The organism is Saccharopolyspora sp. 6V (genome assembly GCF_020176785.1).
Taxonomy (GTDB): Bacteria; Actinomycetota; Actinomycetes; order Mycobacteriales; family Pseudonocardiaceae; genus Saccharopolyspora_C; species Saccharopolyspora_C gregorii.
Genome location: NZ_JAIUKB010000001.1, coordinates 59,864 through 74,420, shown reverse-complemented (window position 1 = coordinate 74,420; position 14,557 = coordinate 59,864). Strand labels below are relative to the sequence as shown.

The window sequence follows — 14,557 nt, the reverse complement described above, 5'->3', positions numbered from 1 at the left end:
GCGGCCCGCCGCACGGGTCGCCGCCGCGCCGTGACCGCCCGAACCGGATGCGGGCCGCCAGCCCACCGGTGGCCGCGCTCCGGTTTGCCGGAGGCCGCCCGGTGGGAAGCCTGGGCCACGACCAGACCCGGGCGAAGGAGTGCGCCATGTCGCGATCGCTGTGGTGGGACACCGCGCGGCGGCCCGAACCCCACCCGCCGCTGCCGGGCGACCGGCGGTTCGACGTCGCCGTGCTCGGCGCGGGCATCACCGGCTTGACGACGGCGCTGCTGCTGCGGCGGGCGGGCGCCCGGGTCGCGGTGCTCGAAGCGGACCGGGCCGGTTCCGGCGCGACCGGGTCCAGCACCGCGAAGGTGACCGCGCTGCAGTCCACGACGTGCTCCACGATCCGCGCGCACCGCGGTGCCGACGCGGCCGCCGCCTACGCCGCGGTCTGCGCCGACGCCGTCGAGCTGGTCGCCGAACTGGCGTCCGCCGAGGGGATCGACTGCGAGCTGCGGAGGCGACCCGCGTGCACCTACGCGACGAGCGCGGCCGAAGCCGACGAGGTGCGGGCGGAGGCCGACGCCGCCCGGAACGCCGGGCTGCCGGTGGAACTCGCGGACTCCGCCGAGCTGCCGTTCGCCACCGACGCCGCGGTGCGGCTGGCCGACCAGGTCGAGTTCCAGCCGGTCGACTACCTCGCCGGCCTGGCCCGCGCGGTGCACGGCGACGGGTCCGCGGTGTTCGAGGGCACCCGGGTGCTCGACGTGCACCAGGGCTCGCCGTGCGAGGTCGTCACCTCCGGCGGCGTCGTGCGCGCGGACCGGGTGGTCGTGGCGACGCACTTCCCGATCCTGGACCGCGGGCTGTACTTCGCGCGGCTGGAGGCGGAGCGCTCGTACTGCGTGGCCGCCCGCGTCGGTGCGCACGCGCCGCTGCCGCTGGCGATCAACGCCCGGTCGCCGAAGCGGTCGCTGCGGTCGGTCGGCGACCTGGTCGTGGTGTGCGGGGAGAGCCACCCCACCGGCGCGCACGACGGGCACCCGCCGTACGCGGCGCTGGAGGAGTTCGCCCGCCGCCACTGGCCGGTCGACGAGATCACCCACCGCTGGTCCGCGCAGGACCCGACCGCCTACGACCACTTCCCCCTGTGCGGCCCGTACCTGCCCGGCTCGACGCGGGTGTTCGTCGCCACCGGGTTCATGAAATGGGGGTTGTGCGGCGGCACGGCGGCCGCCGCGATGCTGACCGACCGCATCGTGCGGGACCACACCCGGCCGGAGGCGGAGTTCTTCGCACCGCAACGGGTCTCGCCCCGTGCGGCGGGGCGGTTGGCGAAGATGAACCTGAAGGTCGGCGCGGACTTCGTAGGCGACCGGCTCACCGCGGGCCAGGTCGGCTCGGCCGACGAGGTCGCGCCCGGCACCGCCCGGGTCGTCCGGGAGGGCACCGACCTGACCGGGGTGTACCGCGACGAGGACGGCGCGGCGCACGCCGTGTCGCTGCGGTGCACGCACCTGGGCTGCCTGCTGCGGTTCAACGACGACGAGCGGAGCTGGGACTGCCCGTGCCACGGTTCGCGGTTCGACGTGGACGGCGCGGTCCTCGAAGGTCCCGCCGTGCACCCGCTGCCCGTGAAAACGCCGCACCGCTGACCCGCGGCGCGACGAGCCCGATCTCCGAGGAGGTTCCAGTGCACCACCACCTGTTCCGCGGCGTCCTGGCCGGAGCGGCCGGGACGACCGCCCTGAACACGGCCACCTACCTGGACATGGCGGTGCGCGCCCGGCCGGGCAGCACCAGCCCGGAGCGGACCGTGCAGGAGGCCGAGCACCGCTTGGGCGCGCTGCCCGGTGGTGAGTCGGCGGTGCACAACCGCCGCTCCGGGCTCGGTGCGCTGCTGGGCATCGGCGCCGGTCTGGGGGTGGGCGCCGCCTACGGCTGCGTCCGGACCGGACTGCCGCGCGCCCCGCTGCCGCTGATGGCGGTCGCCGCGGGTCTCGCGGCCAATGCGGCAGGTACGGCGCCGATGACGGCGCTCGGGGTGACGGACCCGCGCGGGTGGACCGCGCAGAGCTGGGCGATGGACCTGGTCCCGCACCTCGCCTACGGCGTCGTCACCGCCCTCACCTTCGAGGCGTTCCGCTAGGCCGCCGCCGGTCCCCCGATGCCGAGGAGCTCGGCCGCGTTGCCGGAGCAGAACCGGCGCCGGTCCGCCTCGTCGGCGAACTCGCCGAGGAAGCGCGCGATCTCGCCGGCGGTGGGCCGTTGGAACGGGTGGTCGGTGGAGAACAGCAACCTGTCCGCCGCGGTCACCGCCAGCACGTGCCGCAGCAGCGCCGGTTCGAGCATCCCCGAGCAGGTGAGGTGCACGTGCGAGCGGACGTACTCGGAGACGGTACGCGGCAGTCCCGCCGCCGCGGACAGGGAATCGGCCCGGCTCAGCCAGAACGGCAGCAGCTCGCCCCAGTGCCCGAGCACGAGCCGCAGCCCGGGGAACCGGTCGAAGGTGCCGCGCAGCACCAGCCGCAGCGCCGCGGTCCCCGCGTCGACGTGCCAGCCCCAGCCGTAGGTCGCCAGCCCCAGTCCGACGGCGTCCCCCAACCCCGAGCACGCGGCCTCGCGCACGTCGCGCGCGGGCGGGCCGGGATGCAGGAACAGCGGCAGCCCGAGCGCCTCCGCGGTGGCGAACAGCTCGTCGTGGCGCGGGTCGTCGAGCGGCACGTCGGCGGCGCGGCCGTGCACCACCGCACCGACCAGGCCGAGCCGCGCGGCGCGGCGCAGTTCGTCGGCCGCCACCGCGGGAGCGACCACCGGCAGCGTCGCGAAGGCGCGGAACCGGGTCGGGTGCCTGCGCACGGCCTCGGCGGCGGCGTCGTTCGCGTCGCGGCACAGCGGGACGGCTTCGGCCGCGGGCAGCGCGCCGGTGCCGGGCGGGTTCGCCGGGGACAGCACCTGCACGTCGACGCCCTGCGCGTCCATGTCGGCGATCCGCGCGTCCCCGAGATCGTCCAGGCGCGCCGCGAGGTCGCCGTGCTCGCTCAGGACCAGCGCGTCGTCGCGCAGGCCGGCGGGCCGCGCGCGCAGCGCGGCCGTCGCGGCGGGCAGGTCCCAGTGCTCCTCGACCGCGATCACGGTCTGCTCGCCGATCACCACGGCACCGCTTCGCCGAACCGGTCCAGGTAGGCGATGCCCGGTTCGCCGAGCCTGGACAGCAGCACGTCCACCAGCAGCGGCGCGCTCTCCTCCACCGCGTAGCGGGCGTCCGGGCCGCCGAGCGCGGTGCGGATCCAGCCGGGTGCCAGCAGCAGGAACGACCGCCGCGCGGCCGAGTCCCTGGCGGCGAGGCAGCGCACGAACATGTTCAGGGCGGCCTTGCTCCCCCGGTACAGCTCGCGGGATCCGGTGCCGGCGTTCGCGATGCTGCCCTGCCCGGAGGACATCGCCCCGAGGAGCCCTTCCGGGATCACGAGGTCGGCGAGCGCGTCGAGCACCCGCACCGGGCCGAGCGCGTTGGTCACCATCACGTCGACGAAGGTGGTGGTGCCGACCTCGCCGATCGGGGTGCGCACGTCGTTCGTGGTGCCCGCGTTGACGAACAGCACGTCGAGCCGCGTCCCGGCGAGCCGCTCGCGCAGCGCGGGCAGCCGCTCGGGTTCGGTGACGTCGAGCCGTTCCACCCGCACCCGCCCGCCGGAGTGCTCGGCGAGCTCGTGCAGCGGGGTGCGGGCGGTGCTGTCCCGGACGGTGCCGATGACGTGCCACCCCCGTTCGTGCAGTTCGGCGGCCATCGCGTGCCCGAGGCCGCGGGAGGCGCCTGCGATGAGCGCGGTCGGTCCGTTCGTTTCTGGAGTCATGCCCCGAGCCTGCTCCCCGGCGTGTCGACCGGGCACGTACCGCGGCCGGATTCGTAGGATTCCGCGAATGGAGCCGTCCCTGGTGAGCGAATCCGCCGATGTGAGCACCGATGATGTGCGTCTGCTGCGCGCGCTGCAGATCGACCCGCGGGCGTCGTTCGCGTCGATCGCGGCGGCGCTCGGCGCCTCCGAGGGAGCGGTGCGCCGCCGCTACCACCGCCTGCGCACCGGGGGCGTGCTGCGCGTCGCGGGCATCGTCGATCCGGGCGCGCTGGGGCAGAGCCGGTGGCTGGTGCGGTTGCGCTGCCGTCCGGGCAGCGCGGCGGCGATCGCCGAGGCGCTCGCGGAGCGGGACGACGTGAGCTGGGTGGCGCTGGGCGCCGCCGGGTCCGAGGTGACCTGCGCGGTGCGGTCGCGGACCCGGGAGCAGCGCGAGGAGCTGCTGGGCCGCCGGCTGCCGCGCACTGCGGCGGTGCTCGACATCCGCGCGGCGGCGCTGCTGCGGCAGTTCGTCGGTGGCCGCGGGCACCACTGGGCGGCGCTGCGCGGCGCGCTGACCGAGCAGGAGGAAGCGGAGCTCGGTTCCGCGGGGAACCCGTTCGCGGAAAACCCCGTCACCGCAGGAGATCCGGTCGAGTTGTCCACTTCGGACGAACGGCTGCTGGCCGCGCTGGCGGCCGACGGCCGCGCGGGATTCGTGGACCTGGCGGCGGCCGCGGACCTCACCCCGGGCCGCGCCGCGCGCCGCCTGCACGCGCTGCTGGAGCGGCGCGTCGTGCACGTCGACGTGGAGATCGCCGCGGCCGCGCTGGGCCTGCACGCGCGGGCGAACCTGTGGCTGCGGGTGCACCCGTCGGCGGTGAAGGACGTGGGGCGCGCGCTGGCGCGGGAACCGGAGGTCGGGTTCGCCGCGGCCGTATCCGGGCCGCACAACCTGCACGCCGTGGCGCACTGCCGGAACTTCGACGACCTCTTCGAGTTCACCACCGACCGGATCGGCGCGCTGCCGGGCGTGCACGACGTGGAGGTGTCGCCGTTCGTCCGGCACGTCAAGCAGGCGGGCACCCTCGTCGACGACGACCGGCTCGCCGTCCCGGGAATCCCCCGCCGCTGACTCCACCCACCTCGCGGAGCCGCCGGCACCCCATCGCCGCGGCGGCCGATCACCCGCTCGCACGGCGAGTTCCGGTCACCGCGGGCCGAACGAGCGGATCGCGGCCACCACCCGTTCCTCCACCGCGTCGCGACCGGCCCGCCACACGGCGACCGCGTCCGATCCGGGCAGCGCCGCGGGCAGTGCCTCGGCGACGGCCTCCAGGTGGGCGCGGCGCAGCTCCGCGTTCACGTTGATCTTCGCGACGCCGGAGCCGACCGCGCTCCGGATCTGCTCGGCGGGCAGCCCGCTCGCCCCGTGCAGCACCAGCGGCACCGGCACCGCGGCCCGGACGGCGCGCAGCCGGTCCAGGTCCAGCCGCGCGTCCGGGGAGAACCCGTGCACGTTGCCGACGGCGACGGCCAGCGCGTCCACCCCGGTGCGGCCGACGAAGTCCGCGGCCTGCTCGGGTGAGGTCATCGCCGCGGACCGGGCGCCGGTGGAGACGTCCTCGTCCCCGGCGAGCGCGCCCAGCTCGCCCTCCAGCCAGGCACCGTGGTCGTGGGCGATGCGGACGGCTTCGGCGGTCGCCGCCACGTTGTCCTCGTACGGGTCGTGCGCACCGTCGTACATCAGCGAGGTGTAGCCGAGTTCGGCGCACCAGCGCAGCTCGGCGAAGTCCCGGCAGTGATCCAGGTGCACGCCGACCTCCGCGTCGGCGTCCGCGGCGGCCGCCAGCGCGACGGTCGCCAGCAGCCGGCCCGCGTGCCGGAAGTGGCTCGATCCCGCGAGCAGCAGCACCGGTGCCCCGGTCCGCTCCCCCGCCCGCACCACGGCCTGCACCTGCTCCAGGTTGTAGGTGGCGAACGCGCCGAGCGCCCACCCGCCATCGGCGGCGGCGCGCAGGGTGGCCGTCCCCCGGCTCAGCACGCGGCCTCCCGGAGCCTGCGCACCGCATCGCGCAGGCCGTGCTCGTCGCCCACGTTCCCCGCGAACACGCCGTAGGGCACGCCGGTCGCCGGACCGGACACCGGTTCCCAGATCGAGGCGGTGCCGGGCAGCAGCGTGCCGCGCGACCACGCCCGGCGGATGCCGAGGCCGCCGGTCGCGACGTCCGAGGAGGTGATGCCGCCCTTCGCCAGCACGAACGCGGGCCGGACCTCGGCGAGCACCGACCGCACCACGGCGACCAGGGCGGCGCTGACGGTGCGGGCGATCTCCAGGCTGTGCTCGGCGTCGCGGCCGCCGACCAGCTCGCGGCTGGTGCGCAGCACGACGTCCTCGGCCGCCCCGGCGCGCAGCAGCGCGACGACGCGGGCGGTCAGCTGCGCGATGTGCTCGGCGCAGGCCGCCGGATCGAGCACCCGGGCCACGTCGAGCTCGGCCTCGGCGCTGCGGCCGTCGGCGTGCAGCGCGGCGAGCTGGCGGGTGGTGAGCCCGACGTGCGAGCCGACGACCACCAGCCCGCGGCTCGACCGGTCCCGCGCATCGTCCGGGCCCGGTTCGGCCGCGCGCAGGTCCGCCGGGTCCGCGGGCGGGTGCGCGCGCTGGCCGGTGCGCGCCCGCACGAACGACGGGCCGGTGCGGTAGACGAACCGCCCGCCGTCCGCCTCGGCGCGCAGCAACCCGGCGACGAGCACCCGCAGGTCCTCGTCGGTGGCGGCGTCGGCGACGACCGGCAGCCCGCCGGTGATTCCGCCGAGGATGCGGGCGACCGCCGCCGGCCCGCCGGAGCGCAGCTCGGCCAGCGGCACCGCGGTCACCGCGTCCCGCGGGACCCGGCCACCGGTCTTCTCCGCCACCCAGTCCCGCAGGTCGGAGCTGCGGTAGCCGAAGGTGCGGTCGCGGGCGAACTCCGTCTCACCGACCGGCACCATCCCGTCCACGGTCCGCATCCAGTGCACCGAGTCGACGGTGATCCGCCCGGGTTCGATCAGGGCGGGGACCAGCAGCACGCCGTCCACGTCCTGCCCGGCGGCCGCGCTCTCCGCACCGAGGACGTCGGTCTCCAGCGGGAAGTGCCCGCGCAGCGTCGAATCCCCGCGGCTGGCGAAGGCGCAGTCGACGCCGAGGTCGCGGGCGACGTCGAGCGCGGCCCGCGCGACCTCCCGGTTGGTCCGGGCCGCGTCCTGCGGCGCGAGGCTGCGCGTGTTGGTGAGCACGAAGAAGCCCGGGGTCTCCTGCGCGAAGGCCCACTCCAGGTCCTCGCGGGTCCAGACGGTGAGCACCGGCAGGTCCCGGATGCTCTGCGTGCCGGTGGGATCGTCGTCGAGCACCACCACCCGGCGTCCGGCCGCGACCGCCGCGGTCAGCTCGGCGGCCGGGACGTCCCGCGGTTCGGGGGCGTCGGCGAGCAACCGCTGCTGGGAGATCGTCATCTCAGGACTCCAGCTCCTTCAGCGCGCGCACGATCGCGTCCCCGGCCTGCACGGTGGAGGCCGAGCCGCCGAGGTCGGGGGTGCGGCCCGCCGGGTCCCGCAGCGCCGCGTCCACGGCGCGTTCGACCAGCGCGCCCGCGCGCACCGCGCCCTCGTCGCCGCGGCGCCGCCCCAGCCAGTCCAGCATGAGTCCCGCCGAGAGCACCGCGGCGACCGGGTTCGCGATGCCCTGCCCGGCGATGTCCGGCGCCGAACCGTGCGAGGACTGGAACAGGCCGTGCTCGTCGCCCACGTCGCCGCTGCCCGAGAGCCCGAGACCGCCGACGGTGGCGGCGGCGAGGTCGGAGATGATGTCGCCGAACATGTTCTCGGCGACCAGCACGTCCAGCGACTGCGGGCGCTGCACCTGGTAGGCCGTCATCGCGTCCACGTAGGCGTGATCGCGCTGCACGTCCGGGTACTCGTCGGCGACCGAGTCGAAGACCTCGCGGAAGAACGCGTAGCTGGACAGCACGTTCGCCTTGTCCACGCAGGTCACCTTCGCCGGGCGCGCCGGGTTCGCCGCGTGCCGGGAGCGGGCGAGCTCGAACGCCTGCCGCACCACCTTCTCGGTGCCCCGCCGAGTGATCACGATGGTGTCGGTGGCGACCTCGCCGCGCACGTTCGTCCCGCCTTCGCGGGAGGCGTAGAGGCCTTCGACGTTCTCCCGCACCACCACGTAGTCGATGCCGTCACCGCGGGTCAACGGCTGCGGCAGCGCCGGGATCGAGTGCACCGGGCGGATCCCGGCGTAGAGGTCGAGGCCGAAGCGCAGCCGGAAGATGACGTCGCCGTTGACCTCGCGGCCGTCCGGATGGCGCGCCTCGGGCAGGCCGATCGCGCCCATGTAGATGGCGTCCGCGGCGGCGCAGGCCGCGTACTGCTCGTCGGGCATGGCGATGCCGGTGCGCTGCCAGCGCCCGGCGCTCGCGTCGAGCTCCTCGAAGTCGAGGCCGAACCCGCCCAGTTCGGCGGCGGTCGCGGCGACCTTGAGCGCTTCGGCGGTGGTCTCGGGCCCGATCCCGTCCCCGCCGAGCACGGCGATCCGGTAGGTGGTCATGCGATTCCCCTTCGGTAGCAGCGAATTCGGTGGCTCACAGCAGGACCCACAGCAGGCTCACCCCGGCCATCGAGGTCAACGACAGCACGGTGTGGCTCAGCGTCCACACCCGCAGGTTCTCGCCGACGGTCAGGCCGAAGTACTCCTTGCTGAGCCAGAAACCGGCGCTGTTGACGTGCAGCAGGAACGAGGATCCCGCGCCCGCGGCCAGCACCAGCAGCGCCAGGTGGACCGGGTCGAGCGCGCCGACGCTGGGGGCCACCAGCGGCGCCGCGGTCACGCCCGCCACCGTGGCGGAGCCGAGCGCGGCGACCAGGATCGCGGCGATGCCGAAGGTCAGCAGCAGCGTCGGCACCCCGGCCCCGGAGGCCAGGTCGAGCACCGCGTCGGCGGTGCCGGACTCGACGATGACGCGGCTGAACCCGCCGGCCGCACCGACGATGAAGGTGATCCCGGCGATCGGCGCCAGCGACGAGCCGACCCAGCGCTCGCGCACTTCGCGGGGCGTGCCGGACAGCCCGCCCAGCACGACGACGGCGACCAGCACCGAGATCAGCAGGGCGATGGCCGGTTCTCCGGCGAGTTCGACCACCGCGTGCACCGGCCCGGTGCCGTCGGCCCAGAACAGGTCGGTGGCGGCCTTGCCGAGCATGAGCAGCACCGGCAGCAGGATCACCGCGAAGCTGCGGGCGCGTCCCGGCGGACGCGGCACGTCGCTCCCGTCGGCGGCGAACAACCGCTCCAGCCCGGCGGGCGGACGCGCCCGCACCCAGCGCCGCATCAGCCGACCGAGCCACGGGCCGGTGAGCAGCACGGCGGGGGCGGCGACGACCAGCCCGAGCACCAGGACCAGCCCGATGCTGGACCCGAGCGCTCCGGCCGCGCCGACCGGGCCGGGGTGCGGCGGCAGCAGGCACTGCGCCGCGTCCAGCCCGGCCAGCAGCGGGAAGGCGAGCAGCGTGAGCTCGATGCCGGTGCGCCGCGCGAGCAGCAGCACCACCGGGATCAGCGTCACGAACCCGACTTCGAAGAACATCGGGAGTCCGATGAGGACGGACGCGGCGAGCACCACCCAGGGCAGTCCCCGCACGCCCACCCCGCCGGTCAGGGTCTGCACGATCCGCGAGGCCGCCCCGGATTCGGACAGCACCGCGCCGAACATGGCGCCCAGCGCGATCAGCACCCCGGTCTCGCCGAGCGTCTTGCCGATGCCGGTGGTGAGCCCTTCGACGGTGCCGGTGACGCCGAGCCCGGCGGCCAGCCCCACCAGCACGCCGCCGCTGAGCAGCGCCAGCACCGGGTGCAGCTTGAGCGCGCTGACGGCGACGGCGACGAAGACGATCCCGCCGAGCAGGACCGCCATGAGGCGGATGTCGTGCCCGGTGAGCGGTGCCGTGGCGGCGGCTTGCGCGCCGATCACGGCGCACCTGCGCGAGAACGCGCGTGGTCCGGTTGCATGCTGCTGTCCATTCCTTTTGCGTCGTTGCGAAAGGTCGTGCGGGATCAGGCCGGCGGGGCCGGGCGTTGGACGAGTTCGACGAGTTCGCCGCCCGCGGATTCGGCGAGGAACGCGCACGGCAGCCCGAATCCACCGGTGAAGGCGTCCTCCGGTGGCTGCCCGGCCGAGCGCAGCACCGCGTCGAGGTCGTCGACGGCGAAGCAGAAGTGGTGCAGCCCTTCGCCGCGCTCCCGCAGGTGGGTCAGCGGCGGCCCGGGGCGGTGCGGTTCGAGCAGCTGGAGCCCGGCGGCGGTCCCCCCGGGCGAGCAGCCGCGCGGGTAGAGCCAGACCAGCCGGACCCCGACCGCGTCGACGAACTCGTCCCGGACGACGTGCAGGCCCAGGTGCTCCGCGTACCAGCGGGCGGTGCGGTCGGCGTCGCCGGTGATGAGCGCGACGTGGTCGATCGGGCCCGCGGGGACGAGCGGCTCAGCCACGGGTGGCCTCGTGGGCGGTGGCGGGCACCGGAACCTCCTTGGTCGACCAATTGGTATGACAGGTTTTCTAGCAAACCGGTGCGCCCGATGTCCACACCCCGGCCGATCTCTAGGATCGGCGAGCACGCGACCTCCGCGGGAAGGAGCACGACCAGTGGCCGAGGACACCGCACCCGGCGAGATCCGCCGCTCGGACGAGGTGGTGGCGGGGCTGCTGCGGCGCATCCTGGACGGCAGGCTGCGGCCCGGCGACCGGCTGCCCGCCGAACGCGACCTCGCCACCGAGTACGGCGTCTCCCGGACGGCGCTGCGCGAAGCCATGAGCAACCTGACCGGGCGCGGCCTGATCGCCTCCCGCGGCGGCAGCGGACTGCGCATCACCGCGGTCGCACCGGAACGCGCGCAGGAAGCGCTCTTCCTGTACCTGCGGGACAACGACCTCGACTACCGCTCGATCCACGAGGTCCGCGAGGTGATCGAGGTGCACGCCGCGGGCGCCGCCGCCGAACGCGGCGACGCCGAGACCGCCCGCCTGCTCAGCGCCGCCAACGACGAGCTGCGCGCCAGCGGCGAGGACGTGGCCCGCGCCGTCGCCGCCGACTTCGAGTTCCACCGGCTGGTCAGCGTCATGGCGGGCAACGAGATCTTCAGCCTGCTGCTGTCCTCGCTGCGCGGCGGGCTGATCCGGGTGCGCGAGCACAACCTCACCCTGCGCGCCGCCCACCAGGAGGCCTGCGACTCGCACCAGGCCATCGTCGACGCCATCACCGCGCACGACCCCGACGCGGCGCGCGCCGCGATGGCGAGCCACCTCAGCGCGGTGTTCGGCTACTGGCATGGGGACTGAATGTTCGACTCGGTTTGCTGAGTACCTGGGGTGGCGGAACCTCAGCTGCTTCCTCGCTGCGGGATCGTTTTCACCGGTGGCTCCGCCACAGGAGAAAACGCTGTCCTCGCGTGGAAGCAGCTGAGAACCCGCGGGTGGTCCTGTTGCTCAGGTGGTCGTTTGCTCAGCGGCTTCGCCGCTGACAGGAAGGAAAGGGCGAGCGGTGGACGTGCTGGATGAGCCGGTGCTGGCGTCGTTGCGGGGGCGGCACGCGCACCTCGCTCGGTGGTGCGGGACGGCGGCGACGTACCTGCCCGGGGTGACGACGTTCGCGGCGGTCGCCGAACCGGGACCGGCGGCGTGGGACGACCTGGCGCGGCTGCTCGGTTCCGGGGCGCTCGCCGACATGTTCAGCTCCGAAGCGGTGCCGCCGCCCGGCTGGGAACCGGTGTTCGCGCTCGAAGCCCGGCAGCTGATCGGCCCCGCCGAGCCCGCCCCCGTCGGTCCTGGCACCGACGTGGTCGAACTGGGCGTCGCGGACGTGCCCGCGATGCTCGACCTGGTCGCCCGGACCGAGCCGGGACCGTTCTGGCCGCGCACCCGGGAACTCGGCACCTACCTGGGCATCCGCGAGGGCGGCGCGCTGGTGGCGATGGCGGGCGAACGGCTCCGGCCGCCGGGCTGGACGGAGATCAGCGCCGTGTGCACCGCGCCCGAAGCGCGCGGGCGCGGGCACGCGGCCCGGCTGGTCCGCACGCTGGCCGGGCGCATCGCGGCGCGTGGCGAACGGGCCTTCCTGCACGTCACCGACACCAACACCGCGGCTCTCGGGCTCTACGAGCGGCTCGGTTTCCGGACCCGCAAGCCGGTGACCTTCCGCGGCCACCGCGTCCCCTGATCCACGGCATATTTCGCGCGGCGCCGGGTAATCGGGAGGAGCACTGGCGGTGACCGCGCACGACCGAGGAGGCTCAGGTGGCTCTCGACGACGATGACATCAGAAGTTCGGGCAGCGGCGGACCGGAGGGCCCGGCCGACTCCGGCGCCGGACGCGGCACGCCCGGCCAGCACGACGGCGGCGCGGACGGCGGAGCCGACGGAGGCGCCGAGGGCCCGGCCGACTCCGGCGCCGGGCGCGGCACACCGGGCCAGCACGACGGGGGCGCCGACGGCTCGGCCGAAGGGCCCGCCGACTCGGGGACCGGCCGCGGCACGCCCGGCCAGCACGACGGTGGGGCGGACGGCGGAGCCGACAGCGGTGCCCGCTGAACTGAGCAGCCCCGTGGAGGGCGCCGCCGCACCCGCGGCGGCGCTCTCCCGCGTCGTGGGGCCCGACGTGGACGCGTTCGCCCGGCGGCACTGGGGCCGCGAACCGCTGCTGCGGCGCGGCGCCGACCCGGACTCGTTCCGGGACGTGCTCGACCTCGACGGTGTCGACGAACTGCTCTCCCGCCGCGGGCTGCGCACCCCGTTCCTGCGCCTCGCCAAGCAGGGCGAGGTCGTCGACTCCGGATCGTTCACCGGGCCAGGCGGGGTGGGCGCCGAGATCGGCGACCAGGTGCGCGACGACCAGGTCGCCGCGCTGTTCGCCGAGGGGACCACCGTGGTGCTGCAGGCGCTGCACCGGACCTGGTCCGGCGTCATCGACCTCACCACCGACCTCGCCGCGGAACTCGGCCACCCGGTGCAGGCCAACGCGTACGTGACGCCGCCGTCCTCCCGCGGGTTCGCCGCCCACTACGACGTGCACGACGTGTTCGTGCTGCAGCTCGCCGGGCGCAAGCACTGGACGGTGCACGCGCCCGTGCACCCGGACCCGCTGCGCGACCAGCCGTGGAACGCCCACGCCTCGGCCGTCGCCGCACGCGCGCGCGACGAGGCTCCGGAGATCGACGCGGTGCTGGAGCCGGGCGACGCGATGTACCTGCCGCGCGGCTGGCTGCACGCCGCGACCGCGCTCGGCGACGTGTCGGCGCACCTGACGGTGGGCGTGCACGTGCTGACCAGGTTCGCGCTGGTGGAGGCGCTGACCGCGCTCTGCGCGCGGGACCCGGAGCTGCGGGCCTCGCTGCCGCTGGGCATCGACGTCGCCGACCCCGCGGAGCTCGCCCCGCACCTCGACGCGGTGCGCACGGCGCTCACCCGCGCGTTGCGGGACGTGCCCGCCGACGACGTCGCGCGCCGCGTCCGCGGCCGGGTCTGGTCCGGCGGACGTCCCGAACCGGTGCGGCCGGTCGCCACCGCCGAGTTCGCCGGCGGGCTGGCGGCCGGGGACGTCGTGCGGCGGCGCGCCGGGCTGCGCCACCGGGTCGTCGACGGCGCGGACGAGGTGGTGCTGGAGCTGCCGGACCGGCGGCTCGCGCTGCCCGCGGACACCGCGGACGCCGTGCGCGAACTGCTCACCGGCGGCACGTTCCGGGTGGGCGAGCTGCCCGGGCTGGACGAGGCCGATCAGGTGGTGCTGGTCCGCAGGCTGCTGCGGGAGGGCGTGCTCGTCCCCGCGGCCCTCCCGTGACCGGGCACCACTGGCCGCGCTGCTCCTTCGTCGCCGAGGCCGCGGGCGACCCGCTGGAGGGATCGGCGCCGCCCGCGCAGCGGTGGTTCCTCCTCGAACACCCCGGGCCGTGGGGGCGGGACGCGCTCACCGGGTCCGGGCTCGACCCGGCCGTCGTCACCGCGATCACCGGGTGGGCCGCCGACGCGGGCGCGCGCGTGCTGCTGGTGCGCCGGCCCGGGCGCAACGCGAGCGGAGCGGTCCGCCGCTGGTTCCGGGTGGACTCCCGGCCGGGACGCGAATCCGTCCGGGGCGGCGCGGTCGCCTCGGCCGCCGAACTGGTCGACGCGGTGGACGCACCCGGCGAACCCGTCGCGGGGCCGCTGAACCTGGTGTGCGCGCACGGCAGGCACGACACCTGCTGCGCGGTGCGCGGCCGGCCGGTGGCCGCGGCCCTCGCCGCGGCGGCGCCCGGCGGCACGTGGGAGTGCAGCCACCTCGGCGGCTGCCGGTTCGCGCCAGCGCTGGTGCTGCTGCCGCACGGCTACGCGCTCGGCGGCATCCCGGCGGTGGACGCGGTCGGGGCCGCGCGCGACTACGCCGCCGGGAACCTCGACGCCCGCTGGGTGCGCGGCCGCACCTCGCTGCCCCCGGCCGCGCAGGCCGCGCAGCACCACGCGCGGGCCGCCACCGGGGCGACCGGCGTGGACGAGCTGCGGCCCGTCGCCGTCGAACCCGACGGGGACGCCGGCTGGCGGGTGGAACTCGCCGATCCGGACGTCGCGGTGCGGCTGCGCGAGCGGTGGGTCGCCACCGGGAGACCGTTGACCTGCGCGGCCACCGCACCCGGCCGGATGCGCGTGTTCGACCTCCTCGACCTGCGCGGCTGACCG

15 protein-coding genes are annotated in these 14,557 nt (G+C 75.7%); 8 read left to right on the top strand and 7 right to left on the bottom strand.

Features of this window, described 5'->3' with window-relative positions:
* Nucleotides 1-146: 146 nt before the first annotated feature.
* On the top strand, nucleotides 147-1,637 hold the full coding sequence (locus tag LCD35_RS00360) for an FAD-dependent oxidoreductase (protein WP_224957634.1): 1,491 nt from the start codon (nucleotides 147-149) through the stop codon (nucleotides 1,635-1,637).
* Between the two features lie 38 nt (nucleotides 1,638-1,675).
* The gene (locus tag LCD35_RS00355; protein ID WP_224957633.1) at nucleotides 1,676-2,131 is read left to right on the top strand and encodes a hypothetical protein; all 456 of its coding nucleotides are present in this window, start codon (nucleotides 1,676-1,678) and stop codon (nucleotides 2,129-2,131) included.
* On the opposite strand, the gene LCD35_RS00350 is transcribed toward LCD35_RS00355, so the two are convergent.
* On the bottom strand, nucleotides 2,128-3,135 hold the full coding sequence (locus LCD35_RS00350) for an amidohydrolase family protein (RefSeq protein ID WP_224957632.1): 1,008 nt from the start codon (nucleotides 3,133-3,135) through the stop codon (nucleotides 2,128-2,130). The genes LCD35_RS00355 and LCD35_RS00350 overlap by 4 nt on opposite strands.
* Complete coding sequence (locus LCD35_RS00345; RefSeq protein WP_224957631.1) at nucleotides 3,132-3,839, bottom strand: SDR family NAD(P)-dependent oxidoreductase; 708 nt, start codon at nucleotides 3,837-3,839, stop codon at nucleotides 3,132-3,134. Before LCD35_RS00345 ends, LCD35_RS00350 begins: the two co-directional genes overlap by 4 nt.
* Nucleotides 3,840-3,906: 67 nt before the next feature.
* On the opposite strand from LCD35_RS00345, the gene LCD35_RS00340 reads away from it, so the two are divergent.
* Nucleotides 3,907-4,953 (top strand): Lrp/AsnC family transcriptional regulator, encoded by a 1,047-nt coding sequence (locus tag LCD35_RS00340; protein ID WP_224977723.1) that lies wholly within the window; start codon nucleotides 3,907-3,909, stop codon nucleotides 4,951-4,953.
* A gap of 75 nt (nucleotides 4,954-5,028) precedes the next feature.
* On the opposite strand, the gene LCD35_RS00335 is transcribed toward LCD35_RS00340, so the two are convergent.
* The 5 genes from LCD35_RS00335 to LCD35_RS00315 form a co-directional block, all read right to left on the bottom strand.
* Entirely contained in the window at nucleotides 5,029-5,862 is an 834-nt protein-coding gene (locus LCD35_RS00335) for a class II fructose-bisphosphate aldolase (protein WP_224965823.1), read from the bottom strand.
* Nucleotides 5,856-7,310, bottom strand: a complete 1,455-nt coding sequence (locus tag LCD35_RS00330) for a four-carbon acid sugar kinase family protein (RefSeq protein ID WP_224965822.1) — start codon at nucleotides 7,308-7,310, stop codon at nucleotides 5,856-5,858. The genes LCD35_RS00335 and LCD35_RS00330 overlap by 7 nt, the downstream gene beginning before the upstream one ends.
* A gap of 1 nt (nucleotide 7,311) precedes the next feature.
* Nucleotides 7,312-8,409: an isocitrate/isopropylmalate dehydrogenase family protein gene (locus LCD35_RS00325; RefSeq protein WP_224965821.1), complete on the bottom strand. Its 1,098-nt coding sequence runs from the start codon at nucleotides 8,407-8,409 to the stop codon at nucleotides 7,312-7,314.
* Between the two features lie 34 nt (nucleotides 8,410-8,443).
* Nucleotides 8,444-9,829, bottom strand: a complete 1,386-nt coding sequence (locus LCD35_RS00320; RefSeq protein WP_225043541.1) for a GntP family permease — start codon at nucleotides 9,827-9,829, stop codon at nucleotides 8,444-8,446.
* An 83-nt stretch (nucleotides 9,830-9,912) separates the two neighbouring features.
* On the bottom strand, nucleotides 9,913-10,344 hold the full coding sequence (locus LCD35_RS00315) for a VOC family protein (RefSeq protein ID WP_224957623.1): 432 nt from the start codon (nucleotides 10,342-10,344) through the stop codon (nucleotides 9,913-9,915).
* Between the two features lie 154 nt (nucleotides 10,345-10,498).
* Here LCD35_RS00315 and LCD35_RS00310 point away from each other — a divergent pair, with 154 nt between their 5' ends.
* From LCD35_RS00310 to LCD35_RS00290, 5 genes are all read left to right on the top strand, one after another.
* Complete coding sequence (locus tag LCD35_RS00310; RefSeq protein ID WP_224957622.1) at nucleotides 10,499-11,191, top strand: FadR/GntR family transcriptional regulator; 693 nt, start codon at nucleotides 10,499-10,501, stop codon at nucleotides 11,189-11,191.
* A 202-nt stretch (nucleotides 11,192-11,393) separates the two neighbouring features.
* Complete coding sequence (locus LCD35_RS00305) at nucleotides 11,394-12,068, top strand: GNAT family N-acetyltransferase (RefSeq protein ID WP_225043540.1); 675 nt, start codon at nucleotides 11,394-11,396, stop codon at nucleotides 12,066-12,068.
* A 77-nt stretch (nucleotides 12,069-12,145) separates the two neighbouring features.
* Nucleotides 12,146-12,439: a hypothetical protein gene (locus LCD35_RS00300; RefSeq protein ID WP_224957640.1), complete on the top strand. Its 294-nt coding sequence runs from the start codon at nucleotides 12,146-12,148 to the stop codon at nucleotides 12,437-12,439.
* Nucleotides 12,429-13,685, top strand: a complete 1,257-nt coding sequence (locus LCD35_RS00295) for a JmjC domain-containing protein (RefSeq protein WP_225043539.1) — start codon at nucleotides 12,429-12,431, stop codon at nucleotides 13,683-13,685. Before LCD35_RS00300 ends, LCD35_RS00295 begins: the two co-directional genes overlap by 11 nt.
* The gene (locus tag LCD35_RS00290; protein WP_224957638.1) at nucleotides 13,682-14,554 is read left to right on the top strand and encodes a sucrase ferredoxin; all 873 of its coding nucleotides are present in this window, start codon (nucleotides 13,682-13,684) and stop codon (nucleotides 14,552-14,554) included. Before LCD35_RS00295 ends, LCD35_RS00290 begins: the two co-directional genes overlap by 4 nt.
* The last annotated feature ends 3 nt before the right edge of the window (nucleotides 14,555-14,557 follow it).

Bases quoted from the DNA above. Each gene is read 5' to 3' on its own strand.
- LCD35_RS00360 (WP_224957634.1), top strand. From the start codon at position 147: ATGTCGCGATCGCTGTGGTGGGACACCGCGCGGCGGCCCGAACCCCAC.
- LCD35_RS00345 (WP_224957631.1), bottom strand. From the start codon at position 3,839: ATGACTCCAGAAACGAACGGACCGACCGCGCTCATCGCAGGCGCCTCC.
- LCD35_RS00340 (WP_224977723.1), top strand. From the start codon at position 3,907: ATGGAGCCGTCCCTGGTGAGCGAATCCGCCGATGTGAGCACCGATGAT.
- LCD35_RS00330 (WP_224965822.1), bottom strand. From the start codon at position 7,310: ATGACGATCTCCCAGCAGCGGTTGCTCGCCGACGCCCCCGAACCGCGG.
- LCD35_RS00325 (WP_224965821.1), bottom strand. From the start codon at position 8,409: ATGACCACCTACCGGATCGCCGTGCTCGGCGGGGACGGGATCGGGCCC.